This window comes from Shouchella patagoniensis (assembly GCF_002019705.1).
Classification (GTDB): Bacteria; Bacillota; Bacilli; order Bacillales; family Bacillaceae_D; genus Shouchella; species Shouchella patagoniensis.
Genome location: NZ_KV917377.1, coordinates 2,747,277 through 2,765,620, shown reverse-complemented (window position 1 = coordinate 2,765,620; position 18,344 = coordinate 2,747,277). Strand labels below are relative to the sequence as shown.

General features: G+C 43.3%; 9 protein-coding genes and 3 rRNA genes. 2 read left to right on the top strand and 10 right to left on the bottom strand.

Features of this window, described 5'->3' with window-relative positions; translation table 11 throughout:
* Positions 1–48: 48 nt before the first annotated feature.
* From BK584_RS14535 to guaB, 5 genes are all read right to left on the bottom strand, one after another.
* Positions 49–1,734 carry a PucR family transcriptional regulator gene (locus BK584_RS14535; protein ID WP_078393269.1) on the bottom strand — a complete coding sequence of 562 codons (1,686 nt, stop codon included), beginning with the start codon at positions 1,732–1,734 and terminating at the stop codon, positions 49–51.
* Between the two features lie 34 nt (positions 1,735–1,768).
* Complete coding sequence (locus tag BK584_RS14530; RefSeq protein WP_078393268.1) at positions 1,769–2,566, bottom strand: carbon-nitrogen family hydrolase; 798 nt, start codon at positions 2,564–2,566, stop codon at positions 1,769–1,771.
* Between the two features lie 70 nt (positions 2,567–2,636).
* Positions 2,637–3,914, bottom strand: coding sequence for a serine--tRNA ligase (gene serS, locus BK584_RS14525; protein ID WP_078393267.1), 1,278 nt, complete (start codon positions 3,912–3,914; stop codon positions 2,637–2,639).
* Positions 3,915–4,082: 168 nt separating this feature from the next.
* Positions 4,083–5,411 carry a D-alanyl-D-alanine carboxypeptidase family protein gene (locus BK584_RS14520; RefSeq protein WP_245808868.1) on the bottom strand — a complete coding sequence of 443 codons (1,329 nt, stop codon included), beginning with the start codon at positions 5,409–5,411 and terminating at the stop codon, positions 4,083–4,085.
* Positions 5,412–5,529: 118 nt separating this feature from the next.
* Entirely contained in the window at positions 5,530–6,987 is a 1,458-nt protein-coding gene (gene guaB, locus BK584_RS14515) for an IMP dehydrogenase (RefSeq protein ID WP_078395645.1), read from the bottom strand.
* 126 nt (positions 6,988–7,113) lie between these two features.
* Here guaB and BK584_RS14510 point away from each other — a divergent pair, with 126 nt between their 5' ends.
* Complete coding sequence (locus BK584_RS14510) at positions 7,114–8,061, top strand: YaaC family protein (protein ID WP_078393266.1); 948 nt, start codon at positions 7,114–7,116, stop codon at positions 8,059–8,061.
* A 453-nt stretch (positions 8,062–8,514) separates the two neighbouring features.
* Here BK584_RS14510 and rrf read toward each other — a convergent pair.
* The 4 genes from rrf to BK584_RS14485 all read right to left on the bottom strand — a co-directional run bounded on the left by rrf (position 8,515) and on the right by BK584_RS14485 (position 15,191).
* Positions 8,515–8,630 (bottom strand): 5S ribosomal RNA (gene rrf / locus BK584_RS14500).
* 185 nt (positions 8,631–8,815) lie between these two features.
* Positions 8,816–11,750, bottom strand: a 23S ribosomal RNA gene (locus BK584_RS14495).
* Between the two features lie 443 nt (positions 11,751–12,193).
* Positions 12,194–13,744, bottom strand: a 16S ribosomal RNA gene (locus tag BK584_RS14490).
* The 16S, 23S and 5S rRNA genes sit together here, the layout of an rRNA operon.
* 514 nt (positions 13,745–14,258) lie before the next feature.
* Positions 14,259–15,191 (bottom strand): SDR family oxidoreductase, encoded by a 933-nt coding sequence (locus BK584_RS14485; protein WP_437182772.1) that lies wholly within the window; start codon positions 15,189–15,191, stop codon positions 14,259–14,261.
* Between the two features lie 197 nt (positions 15,192–15,388).
* Here BK584_RS14485 and BK584_RS24685 point away from each other — a divergent pair, with 197 nt between their 5' ends.
* The gene (locus BK584_RS24685) at positions 15,389–15,553 is read left to right on the top strand and encodes a hypothetical protein (protein WP_169871282.1); all 165 of its coding nucleotides are present in this window, start codon (positions 15,389–15,391) and stop codon (positions 15,551–15,553) included.
* Positions 15,554–15,773: 220 nt separating this feature from the next.
* On the opposite strand, the gene gyrA is transcribed toward BK584_RS24685, so the two are convergent.
* Positions 15,774–18,305 carry a DNA gyrase subunit A gene (gene gyrA, locus BK584_RS14480; RefSeq protein WP_078393263.1) on the bottom strand — a complete coding sequence of 844 codons (2,532 nt, stop codon included), beginning with the start codon at positions 18,303–18,305 and terminating at the stop codon, positions 15,774–15,776.
* Positions 18,306–18,344 lie beyond the last annotated feature (39 nt).

The window sequence follows — 18,344 nt, the reverse complement described above, 5'->3', positions numbered from 1 at the left end:
CAAATCGAACTACGACATATATAAACTATTTAAGTTATTTTAAAACACCTATTGAATAGGTGTTTGCATGTTTTGTTTAATCATTGAAGTTCGAATGCTTAAATCAAGTAAAAAAACATCATCTGGATTCGCTAATGATAAGCCTGTTAATGATTCTATTTTCCTGAGGCGATATAATAATGATTGACGATGCAAGTGCAACACTCTTGCTGTTTGTGACACTTTATTCTGATTACGTTGATAGGCGATGAATGTGCCGATTAAGTCCATTCCTCTTTGTTTATCGTATGATAGTAAGGGGGCAGCATAATCTTCAATCAACGTTCTCAGTTCCAAATCTTCCCCGATTTTATATAAGACACGGTCAATTCTCGTATCAGAATAAAAGATTCGGCTTCCTGGACCCATTCTTCCAATTCCAAGTAACAGTGCCTGTTTTGCTTCTAGGTACCTTGCTTCAAATGCATCAGTTTCCACTTTGAAATCACCAATCCCCCAAGTAATCTCTACATCGGGAAGGAGATGGCTTAACCTGCGATCGACTAAATCCAAAAAACTGTTAACCGTCGTTTGGTAATCTTCAGGAGCAACCGCCAAATAAATTAAGAGTTGACCATCAGTAAATGTCGACATGATCTCCCGCTCAATGGCTGTTCCTGCATAATAGATTTCTCCTTCCATGTAATGAACCATGCTTAGTAACCATTCAGAGTATGAAGCAACTTGACTTGCCCTGGTGTACATCTCTTCAAGGTTATGAGGCATACCTACAATTGCTAGATAAGGAATGGCTATATTGTAACCAATCCCTTTTGCTTTAGCCTTCATTTTCTCAGACGGGGTACCTTGTGATAGATCTGCGACAAAATCATCACGTAATCGTGCCTCCGCTTCTTGAACAGCATTCTCTTGTAAAAACCAGAAGGCTGCAGCCGTTACAGCGTGTTCAAGTAATATAAAAAAGGTTTCATACTCCATTTGACTAGATTGATCAAAATCAGTTGTAAATAAATAACCTTGAATTCGTTCATTCGCTTGTATGATGGGCAAAACATACACCGTTACACGTTCAATCTCAAGAACTTGTACTTTACTTTCAAGGGGATGATGTTCACTTGACTGATCAAATGCTTGGATCTGTCTGTACCCACTAGCAACCACCTCTGTGAACGAATTAATGGGTGAGGTACTTACACCCTTAATTCGCCCTAAATGATCTGTAATGGCGATAGGAGAGCCAGCACGATCGGCTATATGTTCTGCTAGTGTAGATAGCTGTTTACCTGCAAGCATTAGCGACAAAAGCTCCTGTTGTACTTTTTGAGCATATTGCCAATTCTCTTGTTTTGCGTCGATTAGTTTGGCTGTTACAGCTTGAGTCAAATCAGCGAAACGGATTTCCCATGGAAGAAAAATAATCGGGAACTCTTCTTGTTCAGCCAATTGCTTGGAATCTTCATAAAGCTCATATATATATCGCCCTGTTGCAATCGCCAAACCAGATGCCTCTGATTTAATCACATCACGGACAAACTCATAAAATTGTTTAGGATCGTGACCGTATCCAATCCCCGTTGTTAATACAAGCTCGTTTTTACGGATAAAATTCTCAACTGGCGCTTCCGTAATCGATACCCATTCTACATATTTATTACCAAGCTGATGATCTCCGGTTTTTACAATGGCAGGTTCCATTATTTCCAAATCCATGACTTGCGCTAATGTCAGCTTCATCCGTCTCCTCCCATCTCCGCTAAACTAAATCAAATTAATGATTTTCATATAAATCTTTCCTTCTGCTTTTAAAGACAGGTACCTGTTCACGTATTTGTTTCGTTTTCTTGGCGTCAATCTCACAAAAAACGGTGTCTTCGCTTGTTCCAGCTTCATATACAATAGACCCCCAAGGATCTATTACCATTGAGTGGCCAGCGTACTCTGTACCATTATAGCTCCCAACACTATTGGCCGATAACACGTAGAATTGATTTTCAATTGCCCTTGCTTGTTGCAATACCTTCCAATGTTCAGCTCTTGCACTAGGCCATTCAGCTGGAATCACAAGTACTTCCGCCCCTTTTAATGCTAAATCCCGGACAAGTTCTGGGAAGCGTAAGTCATAACAAATAATGATTCCCATTTTTATTCCAGAAAGCTCAAAAACAGCGGCTTTATTTGTACCAGCTTCTAAATAAATAGGTTCATTCAACATCGGCACTAAATGGATCTTATCGTACGTATGCACACACTCTCCATTTGCATTAATAATTATGGCTGTATTATAAATACGGCCTTCTTTTTTAGTAGCAATTGAACCTCCAATAACATGAATATGATGCTTTTTTGCAAGTTTGCTTAAGTAATCAATTGTCTGTTTTCCTTTATCTTCTGCCAAATGGTCTAATTGATCAAGTTGATAACCTGTCGTCCATAGTTCAGGAAGAACCACGGTCATTGGTCTCGTTTTTTCTTTCTGACAGACATCTTCTATCCACTCACTTACTTTTTCGCGGTTCCTTTTTGGATCACCTGCAACTACGTCCATTTGATACAAAGCAAACTTCATGACACACTCTCCCTTTTAAAAAAACAACCACAACAAAAAAGTTGCGGTTGTTTTTATTTCTCTAAGGACATTATATTGAAATGACGTCTACATTTCCCATATATGACCTAAGCGCCTCTGGTACTTTAATTGAGCCATCTTCTTGCTGGTAATTTTCGATAATTGCAGCTACTGTACGGCCAACTGCTAAACCAGACCCATTTAATGTATGAACAAATTCGGGTTTGCTTTTCACATCACGTCGAAATTTAATATTCGCTCGTCGTGCTTGAAAGTCTCCAATATTTGAACAAGATGAAATCTCTCGATACGTATCTGCACTTGGTAACCAGACTTCAAGATCATACGTTTTTGTTGATGAAAAGCCTAGATCGCCTGTGCATAGTGTGACGACTCGATACGGCAAACCCAATCGTTTTAAAACATTTTCTGCATGGCCTGTCATTTTTTCAAGCTGCGCATTTGAGTCTTCTGGTAGAGCAAAGCGGACAAGTTCGACTTTATTAAATTGATGCTGGCGAATTAAACCTCGAGTATCGCGTCCTGCAGACCCTGCTTCTGATCTAAAATTTGTACTATATGCATTGTATGCAATCGGAAATTGGTCAGCTTGCAATACTTCGTCACGATGAAGGTTTGTTACAGGTACTTCTGCAGTGGGAATCAAAAAATAATCTTCCTCACGAATCTTAAAAGCATCCTCTTCAAACTTCGGTAACTGTCCAGTACCAACCATGCTTGCACGGTTTACCATATAGGGCGGCAATACCTCTTCATAATCGTGTTCCATTGCATGCATATCCATCATTAAATTAATTAATGCTCGCTCTAGTCTCGCACCTAAACCTCGGTAAATCGTGAACCTACTACCAGTCACTTTGGCCGCCCGTTCAAAATCAAGAATACCTAAAGCTGTTCCTACTTCCCAATGTGGCTTTGGTTCAAACGTAAACGTTGGAATATCCCCCCATTTTCGTTCTTCCAAATTGTCATCTTCAGATTCACCATGTGGAACATCGTCAGCTGGTACATTCGGGATCGTGAACAATAATGTTTCAAGCTGCTCTTCAACTTCGCGCAGTGACTCATCTTGTTCTTTAATTCGTTCAGATACCTGCTTCATTTCTGCAATCAATTCATCTGCATTTTTTTTCTCGCGTTTTAAGACTGCCACTTGTTGAGATACTTCATTCCGTTTGCTTTTTAATTCTTCTACTTCTTTTATCATCGCACGACGCGATTCATCAAGCTCTGCAAAACGATCTAATCCTTCAATGGTTCCAGAGCGTTTATCTAATTGGTTTTTCACCGCTTCGAAATCATTCCGCAGCCTTTTTACATCTAACATCTCAATGACCTCCCTAAATCTCTTTTTTATTTTACCAAAATTCACGTTGGAAAGAAAAGCTGACCTACTACTTATACTACTTTTTGAGCGAAAATAAAAAAGACGACTTCACCCCTGCGACAGGAATAAAGCCGTTTTTCACTCGTTTCTTAACAAGTTCTAGAACCCTTAGTTAAACCATCCGGATACGGTATCTGTAATACTTGTCCATAAACCTGAAAAGAATCCGCCAATGCCTCTCATAGACATCGTAAACCAACCTGCCTCTTCTACATTAGAAACAGCCACTAAATCAACACCACTCTGTTGATTGCCTTGGATATATTCAGTTGGATTATCAAATGTTACTTTTAATGTCCCAACAGGCTCTCCTTCTTCAATCGGTGCAACTAATTCTCCATCTTCATTAGTCTTATCTTCAGCTAATTCAACTTCAACTGTATACGCGTTATCATCATACTGTCCAATCATCACTGCTAAATCTTCTGAAGTCACAACAGGTACTTCTGTGTCTTTTCCGCCAGCTACGGTAATCATATTGTTTTCAGGTTCTTGCCCCTCTTCAATGACGATCTCTTCATTGAAATTATCGAACCCATGATCTAACAGTTTAGCTGTTTCGTCAAACCGGTCATCTCTTGTTTCTGCACCCATAATGACAGTAATTAACCTTACATTACCTTGAACAGCCGTTGCTGTAAAACTGTTTCCTGCTGCATTCGTAAAACCTGTTTTTAATCCATCCACACCTTCATAAAAATGCGTTTTCCCAGGTAACATCCAGTTCCAATTAGGCATGTCCAATGTTTCATCTGGACCAGCTACAAATTCAGCTTCTGGAACGCTCGCTGTTTCCAAAACCTCTGGATAATCTTGCAATAAATTATAGGCTAACAAAGCCACCGAACGTGCAGATAAAGTAGTCTCACCGTCAGCAGCAGTGCCTTCTGGATGGTTTCCATCTAAATCTGAATTATTTAAGCCACTAGAATTTACAAACTCAAACTTTTCAAGACCCATTTCTTCTGCTTTATCGTTCATTTGCTGGACAAACGCCGTCTCTGAACCAGCTACATGTTCTGCTAGAGCAATCGTTGATGCGTTGGCTGAATAAATAGCCATAGAATCATATAATTGTTTTACCGTATATGTAAAATCGGATCTTAGCGGCATGTTCGAAAGTTCTGGTTGATGAGATAAAGGATAAAGATGTTCAGAGATACTAACTTCATCATCCCAACTAATTTTTCCTTCTTCAATTGCTTCAAGCACTAAGTACTCGGTCATCATTTTTGTCATACTAGCAATTGCTAATTGTTCATCACTATTCTCTTCATATAAAATTTGCCCTGTATCTGCATCAATGATTATCGCTGCAGATCCATCGACATCTATAGATTGTGCATTTACATCATTCATCGGCATTACAATTAGAGCGATCATGGTAAAAACAATACTTACGTTTTTTATCCATGCTACCTGACTTTTTTGTTTCAAATTGACACCCCCACTTTATTTGACGCACATTTGCTATTTTACCATGCTATCATACAAAAAAATAGATAGGGAAGTCCCTATCTATTCGTCAAAAGTTTGTCACCTTTAGTTTCTCATTTTAAAGTGAATAATTTGGTGCTTCTTTTGTAATTTGAACATCGTGAGGGTGGCTCTCTCTTAGACCTGCCCCTGTAATACGAATAAATTCTCCGTTTTCTCTTAAATCATCAATCGATGCAGTTCCACAGTAACCCATACCTGCACGAATACCGCCAACAAGTTGGTGAATAGTGTCAGCAAGTGGTCCCTTGTAAGAAGTACGTCCTTCTATTCCTTCTGGAACAAGCTTTTGATTATTTTCCTGGAAATAACGATCCTTGCTTCCTTTTTCCATCGCTCCAAGAGATCCCATACCACGATAGACTTTATACTGACGACCTTGATAAATTTCAGTTTCTCCTGGACTCTCACTCACTCCAGCCAACAAACTACCGAGCATTACAGCATGTCCACCTGCCGCGAGAGCTTTTGCGATATCACCAGAGTACTTAATTCCTCCATCAGCAATAATTGGAATGCCATGCTTTCTTGCTTCAGTCGCACAGTCATAGACGGCTGTTATTTGCGGAACACCTATTCCAGCTACAATTCTTGTTGTACAAATAGATCCAGGACCAATTCCTACTTTTACAACACTAACTCCCGCTTCTATAAGGGCTTTTGTACCTTCAGCTGTCGCTACATTACCAGCAATAATCGTCAAGTTTGGATAATCGCTACGAACTTGGGTAATTTTATCAAGTACCCCTTTCGAGTGGCCATGTGCAGTATCAATAACGATCGCATCAGCTCCAGCTTTAACAACTGCCTCAATTCGAACATCAGCATCCGCAGATACGCCTATTGCTGCTCCCACAAGAAGACGTCCTTGCTTATCTTTAGCAGAGTTTGGAAACTCAATTACTTTTTCGATGTCTTTTATCGTAATAAGCCCTTTTAAAATACCGTCGTCATCTACTAATGGAAGCTTCTCTATTTTATATTTTTGCAGAATTTTTTCTGCTTCATTAAGCGTTGTTCCAACTGGAGCTGTAACTAGCCCTTCTTTGGTCATAACATCATCAATTTTTATTGAATAGTCTTCAATAAAACGTAAGTCTCGGTTTGTTAGAATTCCAACCAGACGTTGCGCCTCATCGACTATCGGGACACCAGAAATACGATATTTCCCCATTAGATGTTCTGCATCAAAAACTTGTCGATCTGGAGTTAAGAAGAATGGGTCTGTAATAACTCCACTCTCTGATCTTTTTACTTTATCAATTTGCTCTGCCTGTTCTTCAATGGACATGTTCTTGTGGATGATGCCCATACCACCTTCACGAGCAATCGCTATAGCCATTTCTGATTCTGTAACAGTATCCATGCCGGCGCTTAAAATCGGGATATTTAACTTAACATCCTCACTTAGTTTTGTCGCCACTGTTACATCTCTTGGTAAGATTTCTGACTTAGCTGGTATTAGAAGAACATCATCGAAAGTAAGACCTTCTTTTTGAAATTTATTTTCCCACATCATTCGTTAGCTCCCCTCAAAAGCCTGAAAATATTATTAGTAGCTTAACAATTGGGCAAACTACTGTCAAGACAAGGGTTTAAGTATTACTTTTCTGAATTCAATGTACATAAGGGTGGAATTGCTATGAACCGTTTTTCTTTTTTTGAATCAGCCTCTTTTACCAGAAGTTTCTTAGCTTCCCATTACGATAAAAATGGTTCCTCTACCGTTTCTTCTGATAGCTATAAAAACTGTTATTCATTTATGTATCATTTACAACATGGCCAGTTATATTTCAATCAAGCGAGACTTGCTCCTTTCGCAATTAAGCCCATGCTGCTTTTCTATGGCTTGTCTCAGCTATTAAAAGCGTGCCTCCTTGTAAATGATCCAAGCTATCCCGCAAACTCATCAGTGTTAGCTCATGGTCTTTCTACCCGTAAGCGTAAAAAACAAGGGTACTTATTTCTTCATGATGAAGTGAAAACTCAACGAGATGGTCTTTATCCGCATATGCTTGAAAAAATGTTTCACATGAAACAATTACCCGATAAAAAGTATTCGATGACATTACTTTTGAAACAACTACCCGAACTACGAGAATCGTTTCTTCTATTAAAAAATGAAGAGGTATTTATCGAAGGGAAACGAAAAGGGACTCACACTTTCACTTTTAATGCATCTCTGCTTGATCGTTATCACATGACAGGTGAACGATTCGAACACATACTACGTGAATCTAAGTTTCTTCATACTCCCACAGTAAAAGAAGAACGCCAAACCATTTATATACAATGCAAAAACGAGCCATTGCACTCAACGGCCTCACCATTGCGGTTCCACTTAAATCGTCAGCCTCTGCTTCACAAGTATCGAAGTGATTGTCTTTATCTACCAGAGCTTGCTTTGTTTTATTTAATCCTCTATAACTTAAGCATGATTTGTCGCTATGAGACCGAATGGTGGGGAGAACGCCTCCATACGATGGATTGTGATGAGATTCCATTTATTAAGCAGTTTTTACAGCTAGTTGAAGACCAAGCTGAAGAACGAATTCTTCAAGCCCTTTTTGAAAACAAATGCTATTTGTGATGAGCGGACATCGACATTTGAGTTTGTCTAATTTATCTCATCTTCTCTGCTTCTTCGAATCAGTTCTCTTTTTCGTTATAACCATAATCACAATAAATTGATTTTCTAAGAGGTGCGCTCTGCCGTCTACTCCCGTTAGTTGATTTAAAAGCAAATTCTTTACCGTGTTTCTGCAATACCAGGCAACGTTCTTTGCTCCGGGGTGATTTTCTTCGAGGATGTTAGTCACGATGCTTTTCCTCGAAGGCTACTCACGCTGTCGCACGAAAACAACCCCTGCGTCTCACAGGGGGCACGAGGATTATTTGATGATGGGTACGCACGATGTTATTTCAAAAAGAGCTCTTTTTCATATGAATTGCTTTCCCTTAATCTTTTCTGCTTCTCCGAAGCAGTCTCTTTTGCTTGGTGTATAGACGAAAAAAAGACACCTTTTCAGGTGTCTTTCATTTTGCCCGGCAACGTTCTACTCTCACAGGGGGAAGCCCCCAACTACCATCGACGCAAAAGAGCTTAACGGCCGTGTTCGGCATGGGAACGGGTGTGACCTCTTTGCCATTGCCACCGGACCTGCTTCAGATAAGCGGCGGATTTCTTCGTCCAATGCGTGTCTTTCAATCAGTTACGTACGCAAGTACGCTCCTTCTTTCAAGCACTTTTGTCCTCGAACTCCTTGCTTCTCTTTGCACATATAAAAAGAATCATTGATTCTTTCAAAACTAAATCCGAAACACACTCAAATTCAAGAATTAATTAGGATAAGCCCTCGACCGATTAGTATCAGTCCGCTCCATGTGTCGCCACACTTCCACTCCTGACCTATCAACCTCATCATCTCTAAGGGGTCTTACTGGCTTACGCCATGGGAAATCTCATCTTGAGGGGGGCTTCATGCTTAGATGCTTTCAGCACTTATCCCGTCCATACGTAGCTACCCAGCGATGCTCCTGGCGGAACAACTGGTACACCAGCGGTATGTCCATCCCGGTCCTCTCGTACTAAGGACAGCTCCTCTCAAATTTCCTACGCCCGCGACGGATAGGGACCGAACTGTCTCACGACGTTCTGAACCCAGCTCGCGTGCCGCTTTAATGGGCGAACAGCCCAACCCTTGGGACCTACTTCAGCCCCAGGATGCGACGAGCCGACATCGAGGTGCCAAACCTCCCCGTCGATGTGGACTCTTGGGGGAGATAAGCCTGTTATCCCCAGGGTAGCTTTTATCCGTTGAGCGACGGCCCTTCCATACGGCACCGCCGGATCACTAAGCCCGACTTTCGTCCCTGCTCGACTTGTAGGTCTCGCAGTCAAGCTCCCTTATGCCTTTGCACTCTACGAATGATTTCCAACCATTCTGAGGGAACCTTTGGGCGCCTCCGTTACTGTTTAGGAGGCGACCGCCCCAGTCAAACTGCCCACCTGACAATGTCCCTGACCCGGATCACGGGTCGAGGTTAGAATGTCAGCACCATCAGGGTAGTATCCCACCAACGCCTCCACCGAAGCTAGCGCTCCGGTTTCCAAGGCTCCTACCTATCCTGTACAAATGGTACCAACACTCACTATCAAGCTACAGTAAAGCTCCATGGGGTCTTTCCGTCCTGTCGCGGGTAACCTGCATCTTCACAGGTACTATAATTTCACCGGGTCTCTCGTTGAGACAGTATCCAAGTCGTTGCACCATTCGTGCGGGTCGGAACTTACCCGACAAGGAATTTCGCTACCTTAGGACCGTTATAGTTACGGCCGCCGTTTACTGGGGCTTCAATTCAGAGCTTCTCCCTTGCGGGATAACCCCTCCTCTTAACCTTCCAGCACCGGGCAGGTGTCAGCCCCTATACTTCGCCTTGCGGCTTGGCAGAGACCTGTGTTTTTGCTAAACAGTCGCTTGGATCTATTCACTGCGGCTCTCTCAGGCTATTCACCTTAATAGAGCACCCCTTCTCCCGAAGTTACGGGGTCATTTTGCCGAGTTCCTTAACGAGAGTTCTCCCGAGCGTCTTAGAATTCTCTTCTCGCCTACCTGTGTCGGTTTGCGGTACGGGCACCTGTATTCTAACTAGAGGCTTTTCTTGGCAGCGGAGGATCAGGGATTTCGGACCCGAAGGTCCTTCACGGTCACAGCTCAGCCGAACGGAACACGGATTTGCCTATGTTCCAGCCTTGCATGCTTCGACGCGCACAGCCAGCGGCGCGCTCACCCTACCTTTCTGCGTCCCCCCATCGTTCAAACAAATACTGGGTGGTACAGGAATATCAACCTGTTGTCCATCGCCTACGCCTTTCGGCCTCGGCTTAGGTCCCGACTGACCCTGAGCGGACGAGCCTTCCTCAGGAAACCTTGGGCTTTCGACGGAGGGGATTCTCACCCCTCTTTTCGCTACTCATACCGGCATTCTCACTTCCAAGCACTCCACTAGTCCTCACGATCTAGCTTCGCTGTCCTTGGAACGCTCCCCTACCCAATTCCATAAGGAATTGCCATAGCTTCGGTGATACGTTTAGCCCCGGTACATTTTCGGCGCAGAGTCACTCGACCAGTGAGCTATTACGCACTCTTTCAATGATGGCTGCTTCTAAGCCAACATCCTGGTTGTCTGGGCAACTCCACATCCTTTTCCACTTAACGTATACTTTGGGACCTTAGCTGATGGTCTGGGCTGTTTCCCTCTTGACTACGGATCTTAGCACTCGCAGTCTGACTCCCGAGTTAAAGTTTTTGGCATTCGGAGTTTGACTGAATTCGGTAATCCTGTGGGGACCCCTCGTCCAATCAGTGCTCTACCTCCAAAACTCATCACTCGAGGCTAGCCCTAAAGCTATTTCGGGGAGAACCAGCTATTTCCGAGTTCGATTGGCATTTCACCCCTACCCACACCTCATCCCCGCATTTTTCAACATGCGTGGGTTCGGGCCTCCAGTCGGTGTTACCCGACCTTCACCCTGGACATGGGTAGATCACCCGGTTTCGGGTCTACGGCATCGTACTCACTCGCCCTATTCAGACTCGCTTTCGCTGCGGCTCCGCCTTATCAGCTTAACCTTGCACGATACCGTAACTCGCCGGTTCATTCTACAAAAGGCACGCCATCACCCATTAACGGGCTCTGACTAGTTGTAGGCACACGGTTTCAGGATCTATTTCACTCCCCTTCCGGGGTGCTTTTCACCTTTCCCTCACGGTACTGGTTCACTATCGGTCACTAGGGAGTATTTAGCCTTGGGAGATGGTCCTCCCGGATTCCGACGGGGTTTCACGTGTCCCGCCGTACTCAGGATCCACTCTGGAGGAAACGAAGTTTCAGCTACAGGGCTGTTACCTTCTTCGGCCTGTCTTTCCAGACAGTTCACCTACTCCGTTTCTTTGTAACTCCGTATAGAGTGTCCTACAACCCCAAGAGGCAAGCCTCTTGGTTTGGGCTGATTCCGTTTCGCTCGCCGCTACTTAGGAAATCGCATTTGCTTTCTCTTCCTCCGGGTACTTAGATGTTTCAGTTCCCCGGGTCTGCCTCTATGCATCCTATGTGTTCAGATACAAGTACCATCCCATTACGGATGGTGGGTTCCCCCATTCGGAAATCTCCGGATCAAAGCTTACTTACAGCTCCCCGAAGCATATCGCTGTTCGTCGCGTCCTTCGTCGGCTCCTAGTGCCAAGGCATCCACCGTGCGCCCTTTCTAACTTATCCTAAATGGTGTCTGCGTGCGATACGCTCGACCATGTTTAAGCAATAAAGGTTGCTCAAGAATTCTTGACGTCTCGTTCAAACAGTTTAAAACCGATGAACAAAACTTATTTGAGTTGTTTCTTGATTTAGTTTTCAAAGAACCTGCCCACAGGAGGTCGGTACCAGGCGTTGCCACAAGACGTGGCGTTCTTAGCGTGGTTCCATGCCTTTAACGGGCTATTTTAACAATAGATAAGCAGCGAATCTCTTTGTCTGGTTCATGATTCTCAATCAGTCACGTACGCAAGTACGCTTCTTCAATCGAACATTTCCCATCCTCGATCTTCTTGCTTCTCTTTGTCAAATATGAAATTGAATGAATTGAGTTCATTCAAAACTGAACAAAAGATCCAAAGCGCCAAACAACCGAAGTTGTTCGTCGACTAGAGTAATATACTCCATAGAAAGGAGGTGATCCAGCCGCACCTTCCGATACGGCTACCTTGTTACGACTTCACCCCAATCATTTGTCCCACCTTAGGCGGCTGGCTCCAAAAGGTTACCTCACCGACTTCGGGTGTTACAAACTCTCGTGGTGTGACGGGCGGTGTGTACAAGACCCGGGAACGTATTCACCGCGGCATGCTGATCCGCGATTACTAGCAATTCCGGCTTCATGTAGGCGAGTTGCAGCCTACAATCCGAACTGAGAATGGCTTTATGGGATTGGCTTCACCTCGCGGCTTCGCAACCCTTTGTACCATCCATTGTAGCACGTGTGTAGCCCAGGTCATAAGGGGCATGATGATTTGACGTCGTCCCCACCTTCCTCCGGTTTGTCACCGGCAGTCACCTTAGAGTGCCCAACTAAATGCTGGCAACTAAGATCAAGGGTTGCGCTCGTTGCGGGACTTAACCCAACATCTCACGACACGAGCTGACGACAACCATGCACCACCTGTCACTTTGCCCCCGAAGGGGAAGCTCTGTCTCCAGAGTGGTCAAAGGATGTCAAGACCTGGTAAGGTTCTTCGCGTTGCTTCGAATTAAACCACATGCTCCACTGCTTGTGCGGGTCCCCGTCAATTCCTTTGAGTTTCAACCTTGCGGTCGTACTCCCCAGGCGGAGTGCTTAATGTGTTTACTTCGGCACTACGGGCATCGAAACCCCTAACACCTAGCACTCATCGTTTACGGCGTGGACTACCAGGGTATCTAATCCTGTTTGCTCCCCACGCTTTCGCGCCTCAGCGTCAGTTACAGACCAGAGAGTCGCCTTCGCCACTGGTGTTCCTCCACATATCTACGCATTTCACCGCTACACGTGGAATTCCACTCTCCTCTTCTGCACTCAAGCTTCCCAGTTTCCAATGGCCGCTCGGGGTTGAGCCCCGAGATTTCACATCAGACTTAAGAAGCCGCCTGCGCGCGCTTTACGCCCAATAATTCCGGACAACGCTTGCCACCTACGTATTACCGCGGCTGCTGGCACGTAGTTAGCCGTGGCTTTCTGGTGAGGTACCGTCAAGGTACCGGCTTATTCAACCGATACTTGTTCTTCCCTCACAACAGAGCTTTACGACCCGAAGGCCTTCCTCACTCACGCGGCATTGCTCCGTCAGACTTTCGTCCATTGCGGAAGATTCCCTACTGCTGCCTCCCGTAGGAGTCTGGGCCGTGTCTCAGTCCCAGTGTGGCCGATCACCCTCTCAGGTCGGCTACGCATCGTCGCCTTGGTAAGCCATTACCTTACCAACTAGCTAATGCGCCGCGGGCCCATCCCCTAGTGATAGCACAAAGGCCATCTTTTAACTTTCTCCCAGGAGGGAAAAAGTGTTATCCGGTATTAGCTTCGGTTTCCCGAAGTTATCCCAGTCTAAGGGGCAGGTTGCCCACGTGTTACTCACCCGTCCGCCGCTGACTTCCGGGAGCAAGCTCCCTTCCGTCCGCTCGACTTGCATGTATTAGGCATGCCGCCAGCGTTCGTCCTGAGCCAGGATCAAACTCTCCGTTAAAGTGTTTGACTTGCTCAAAATGTTGCTAGCGCGTTGAATACCAATTCAACGACTTTCATTGACGAGATACCTTGTATCTCTTTATTACGCTTGGCTTTTGTTCAGTTTTCAAAGAACTCGTTTGCGCCGTTCTCTCTTGGCGACTCAATTAATATACCATCTCTACAAAATATCGTCAACTACTTTTCAAAAATAATATAAGGTTTTTTAAAAAAAGATTTATTTTCATCATCACTTCGCTATTGCTAGTTATATATCTTTCACCATTAATCCTTTATCTATCAACGTTTTTCGCCTGTTTCAGTTTCAAACCCTACATAACAAAACTCATAAACCATGAAATAGATTTTATGAATTAATGATTCTAATAACTGATTCTACTATATTGATACCTTTTCTTAACTTTAAAGAGTCATGTAATACAGAAACCAGATTCATTTTAACCTACTTCTTCTCTTATACACTTTCTCTATTAAATAAAAATAGATAACTGGCCAGCAGCTATCTATTCATATCAAGAATTTGTTGATTGTCCTCCATCAACATGGAGCACTTGCCCAGTCACATATCTTGAATCATCCGATGCTAAATAAACATAAGTAGGTGCTAACTCAAACGGCTGCCCCACTCTGCCAAACACATTATCTTCTGGTAATGCATTATCATCGGCAGCAAAACTAGCTGGAATTAACGGTGTCCAAATCTTTCCTGGAGCTACCGCATTAACGCGTATGCCCTTATTACCGATTTGTTTAGCTAACGCACGTGTCCAACCAACGATCGCTCCCTTTGTAGCCGTATAGTCGACAAGCTGTGGTTCTCCGACATACGTTACCACCGATGTTGTTCCAATAATCGAACTACCCACTTTTAAATGGGGCAAAGCTGCACGTGTTAAATAAAAATGAGAGTAGATATTCACTTTAAATGTCTCGTCAAACTGTTCGTCAGTAATATCCATAATATTTTGTTGTGGGAACTGAATTCCAACGTTATTAACAAGTACATCAATTTTGCCAAATATACGTAAGGTTTGCTTTACCAATTCTTCATTCTGTTCTTTTTTGCTTACATCTCCTGGTATGAGCACACAACTCTGACCTAGTTCCTCAATTCTTCTTTTAGTTCTATTCGCATCGTCATGCTCATCTAAATAGCTGACAACTACATTTGCCCCCTCTTTTGCGAATGCAATAGCAGTGGCTGCCCCTATACCGCTATCTCCTCCAGTTACGATAGCTACTTTATCTATTAATTTGCCGCTCCCTGTATATTTCGGATTTTCAATAATTGGTTTTGGAACCATCAACCCTTCTACCCCTGGTTGTCTTAACTGCCGTTGTTCTGGTCCTGTTAAATTAAGATCCTCATAACGCGTTATTTTCCCGTAGGACGGGTAAAGTGGATATGGATTTGTTTGCTTATGCTGTTCAAACCATTCCTGAATCTTTTGAACCTCTTTTAATTGTTCTTCCTGTTTACGGCTCTGTTCTTTATGATTTTGATTGTCCACCATAATCTCCTCCGTTCCAGTTACATACACACTTTATGATTAGGCAAATACCTATGTGCATGTCTAATCGAAGGAGACAATCTCCAATTCACTTATTCGTACGTATACTAATAAGTAAGGAGGGAACTAAAATGATTTTTACTTTCTATCCAACTGTTACATTGTTAGTAGTGAACAAATCAAATGAAAAGGAACAAATGTCTTATATGCATTATTCTTGGCCTGTTTCAAAAATTGGACTACGTCCTCCATTTTATGCCCATCCTCGTTACACGCCAGAGTATCCGGTAATGTGATACACCATTTTTACAACAATCCTCTTTGCCCTTGCTCTTGATAGACACTTCACTCTCCACGGACAACAGATGAGCCTCACAGCATAGCACAGGAGCTCATCCTCGACTTCTTGACTTGGAGAGGCCCACGTACAAGCAAAATCGAGAAAAAGGCCCTCGAGATAAAATCTCAAGGGCCTTACGTCTACGATTAGAGTAAATAACCGATGTTAGTCGCTTTTTATTCTTGTTCTTCGTTTTTATCTTCTTTCTGTTCTTCAGATGTTTCAGTTACCTCAGTTGCTTCGCCTTCAACAATGTCTTCGTCTTCCAGTTCATCAACTTCGTCATCATTGATATTCACACGAGCGACTGTAGCTACCTCTTCACCTTCTCGAACACGAATCAACGTGACTCCTTGCGTATTTCGTCCAGTTGTTGAAATTCCTTCAACTGTTGTTCGAATAATTACGCCATTCGCTGTCACAATCATAATGTCATCTTCTTCAGCTACCATTTTGAGAGAAACAAGCGGACCGTTCTTATCAGTAATATTACAAGTTTTAATCCCTTTACCGCCACGGCTTTGGATACGATATTCGTCAAGCTCGGTTCGTTTACCGTACCCTTTTTCAGTAACCACAAGGACTTTTTGGTCTTCTGTGATAACATCCATACCAACGACACCGTCATCTCCAGACAGCCTGATCCCTTTTACACCGCCAGCTGTACGTCCCATTAAGCGAACATCACTTTCAGGGAAACGAATCGCCATACCTTGCTTTGTACCAATGATAATTTCTCGTTCTCCATCAGTTAGACGTACACCGTGGAGGGAATCATCATCTCGCAAGTTAATTGCGAAAAGACCACCTTTGCGGATATTCGCGAACGCAGACAACTTTGTTCGTTTAGCAATACCATGTTCAGTTAAGAAGAATAAATAGTAGTTTTCATCAAATTCTTCAATTGGAATAACCGTACTAATTGTTTCACCTGGATCAATTTGTAACAAATTGATTGCTGGAATTCCTTTAGCCGTACGCCCTAGTTCAGGGATTTCATAACCTTTTAGACGATAGACTTTTCCTTTGTTCGTAAAGAATAGCACAGTGTGGTGCGTATTCGTTGTGAACAAGTGTTGCACAAAATCATCATCATTCGTACCCATACCTTGGATCCCTTTACCTCCACGACGTTGTGCTCGATAAGTAGAAATTGGAAGGCGTTTAACATAGCCATTATGGGTAATCGTAATAACGATGTTTTGACGCGGAATTAAATCCTCGTCTTCAAGATGTTCTTCACTCATTGAGATAACCGTACGGCGTTCGTCGTTAAACTTCTCTTTCACAACGAGCAACTCTTCACGGATGACTTCAAGCACACGCTCTTCACTAGCAAGAATCGCTTTCAGCTCTGCAATTCGTGCCATTATCTCTTGATATTCCTGCTCAAGTTTATCTCGCTCAAGTCCTGTTAATCGTTGTAAACGCATGTCAAGAATAGCCTGTGCTTGTTCATAGCTCAATTCAAAACGTTCAATTAAGCCATTACGAGCAATCTCCGCTGTATCAGATGCACGGATTAAGGCAATAATCTCATCAATATGATCCAAAGCAATACGCAAACCTTCTAAAATATGAGCACGTGCTTCCGCTTTATTTAGATCAAATTGTGTCCGTCTCCGGATTACTTCAACTTGGTGACTTAAGTAGTGTTCAAGGACTTGCTTAAGGTTAAGTACTTCCGGTCGCCCTTTTACAAGCGCAAGCGTATTAATCCCAAAGCTTGTCTGCAAAGCAGTTTGCTTATATAAGTTGTTTAAAATGACGTTTGCATTCGCATCTCTTCTCAAGTCAATAACGATACGCATTCCATTCCGGTCAGATGAATCTCGAAGTTCCGAAATACCTTCAATCTTTTTATCACGAACAAGTTCAGCGATCTTCTCAATCAAACGAGCTTTGTTCACTTGATATGGAAGCTCTGTCACAATAATTGATTGCTTGCCTTTTTTCTCTTCGATATTTGTTTTCGCGCGAACCATAATTGAACCGCGTCCGGTTGTATAAGCTTTTCGTATACCCGAACGACCAAGGATCTCGCCACCGGTCGGAAAATCTGGACCCGGAATATGTTCCATTAATTCTGGGATGCTAATCTCTGGATCTTCCGATAAAGCAAGGACTCCATCAATAACTTCACCGAGTTGATGCGGGGGAATATTTGTTGCCATCCCAACAGCGATCCCAGATGTACCGTTCACAAGTAAATTTGGAAAACGAGCAGGTAAAACAACAGGTTCACGTTCCGTGCCATCATAGTTTTCAGCAAAATCAACCGTGTCTTTATTTAAATCACGGACAAGCTCCATTGAAATCTTTGACATTTTTGATTCAGTATAACGCATTGCCGCTGCTGAATCCCCATCAATTGACCCGAAATTTCCGTGACCGTTTACAAGCATATAGCGGTAACTGAAATCTTGCGCCATCCTGACCATAGTATCGTAAACAGATGAGTCACCATGTGGATGGTATTTCCCGAGAACTTCACCAACAATACGGGCCGATTTTTTATACGGCTTATCAGGCGTCATACCAAGTTCAAACATCGCATATAAAATACGGCGATGGACAGGCTTCATCCCATCCCTCACATCTGGCAGGGCACGGCTGACAATAACACTCATGGCATAATCCATGAATGATTCTTTCATCTCTTCATCAATTTGTCTCTCTCTTAATCTTGACACTTCTTCTTCCGCCATTGCGTAAACCTCCACGGTAAGCCGGCATTAGAAAACCGG

Excerpts from the sequence above, each read along its gene's own strand:
- BK584_RS14535 (WP_078393269.1), bottom strand. The coding sequence starts at position 1,734 with ATGAAGCTGACATTAGCGCAAGTCATGGATTTGGAAATAATGGAACCT.
- BK584_RS14530 (WP_078393268.1), bottom strand. The coding sequence starts at position 2,566 with ATGAAGTTTGCTTTGTATCAAATGGACGTAGTTGCAGGTGATCCAAAA.
- serS (WP_078393267.1), bottom strand. The coding sequence starts at position 3,914 with ATGTTAGATGTAAAAAGGCTGCGGAATGATTTCGAAGCGGTGAAAAAC.
- guaB (WP_078395645.1), bottom strand. The coding sequence starts at position 6,987 with ATGTGGGAAAATAAATTTCAAAAAGAAGGTCTTACTTTCGATGATGTT.
- BK584_RS14510 (WP_078393266.1), top strand. The coding sequence starts at position 7,114 with ATGAACCGTTTTTCTTTTTTTGAATCAGCCTCTTTTACCAGAAGTTTC.
- BK584_RS24685 (WP_169871282.1), top strand. The coding sequence starts at position 15,389 with ATGATTTTTACTTTCTATCCAACTGTTACATTGTTAGTAGTGAACAAA.
- gyrA (WP_078393263.1), bottom strand. The coding sequence starts at position 18,305 with ATGGCGGAAGAAGAAGTGTCAAGATTAAGAGAGAGACAAATTGATGAA.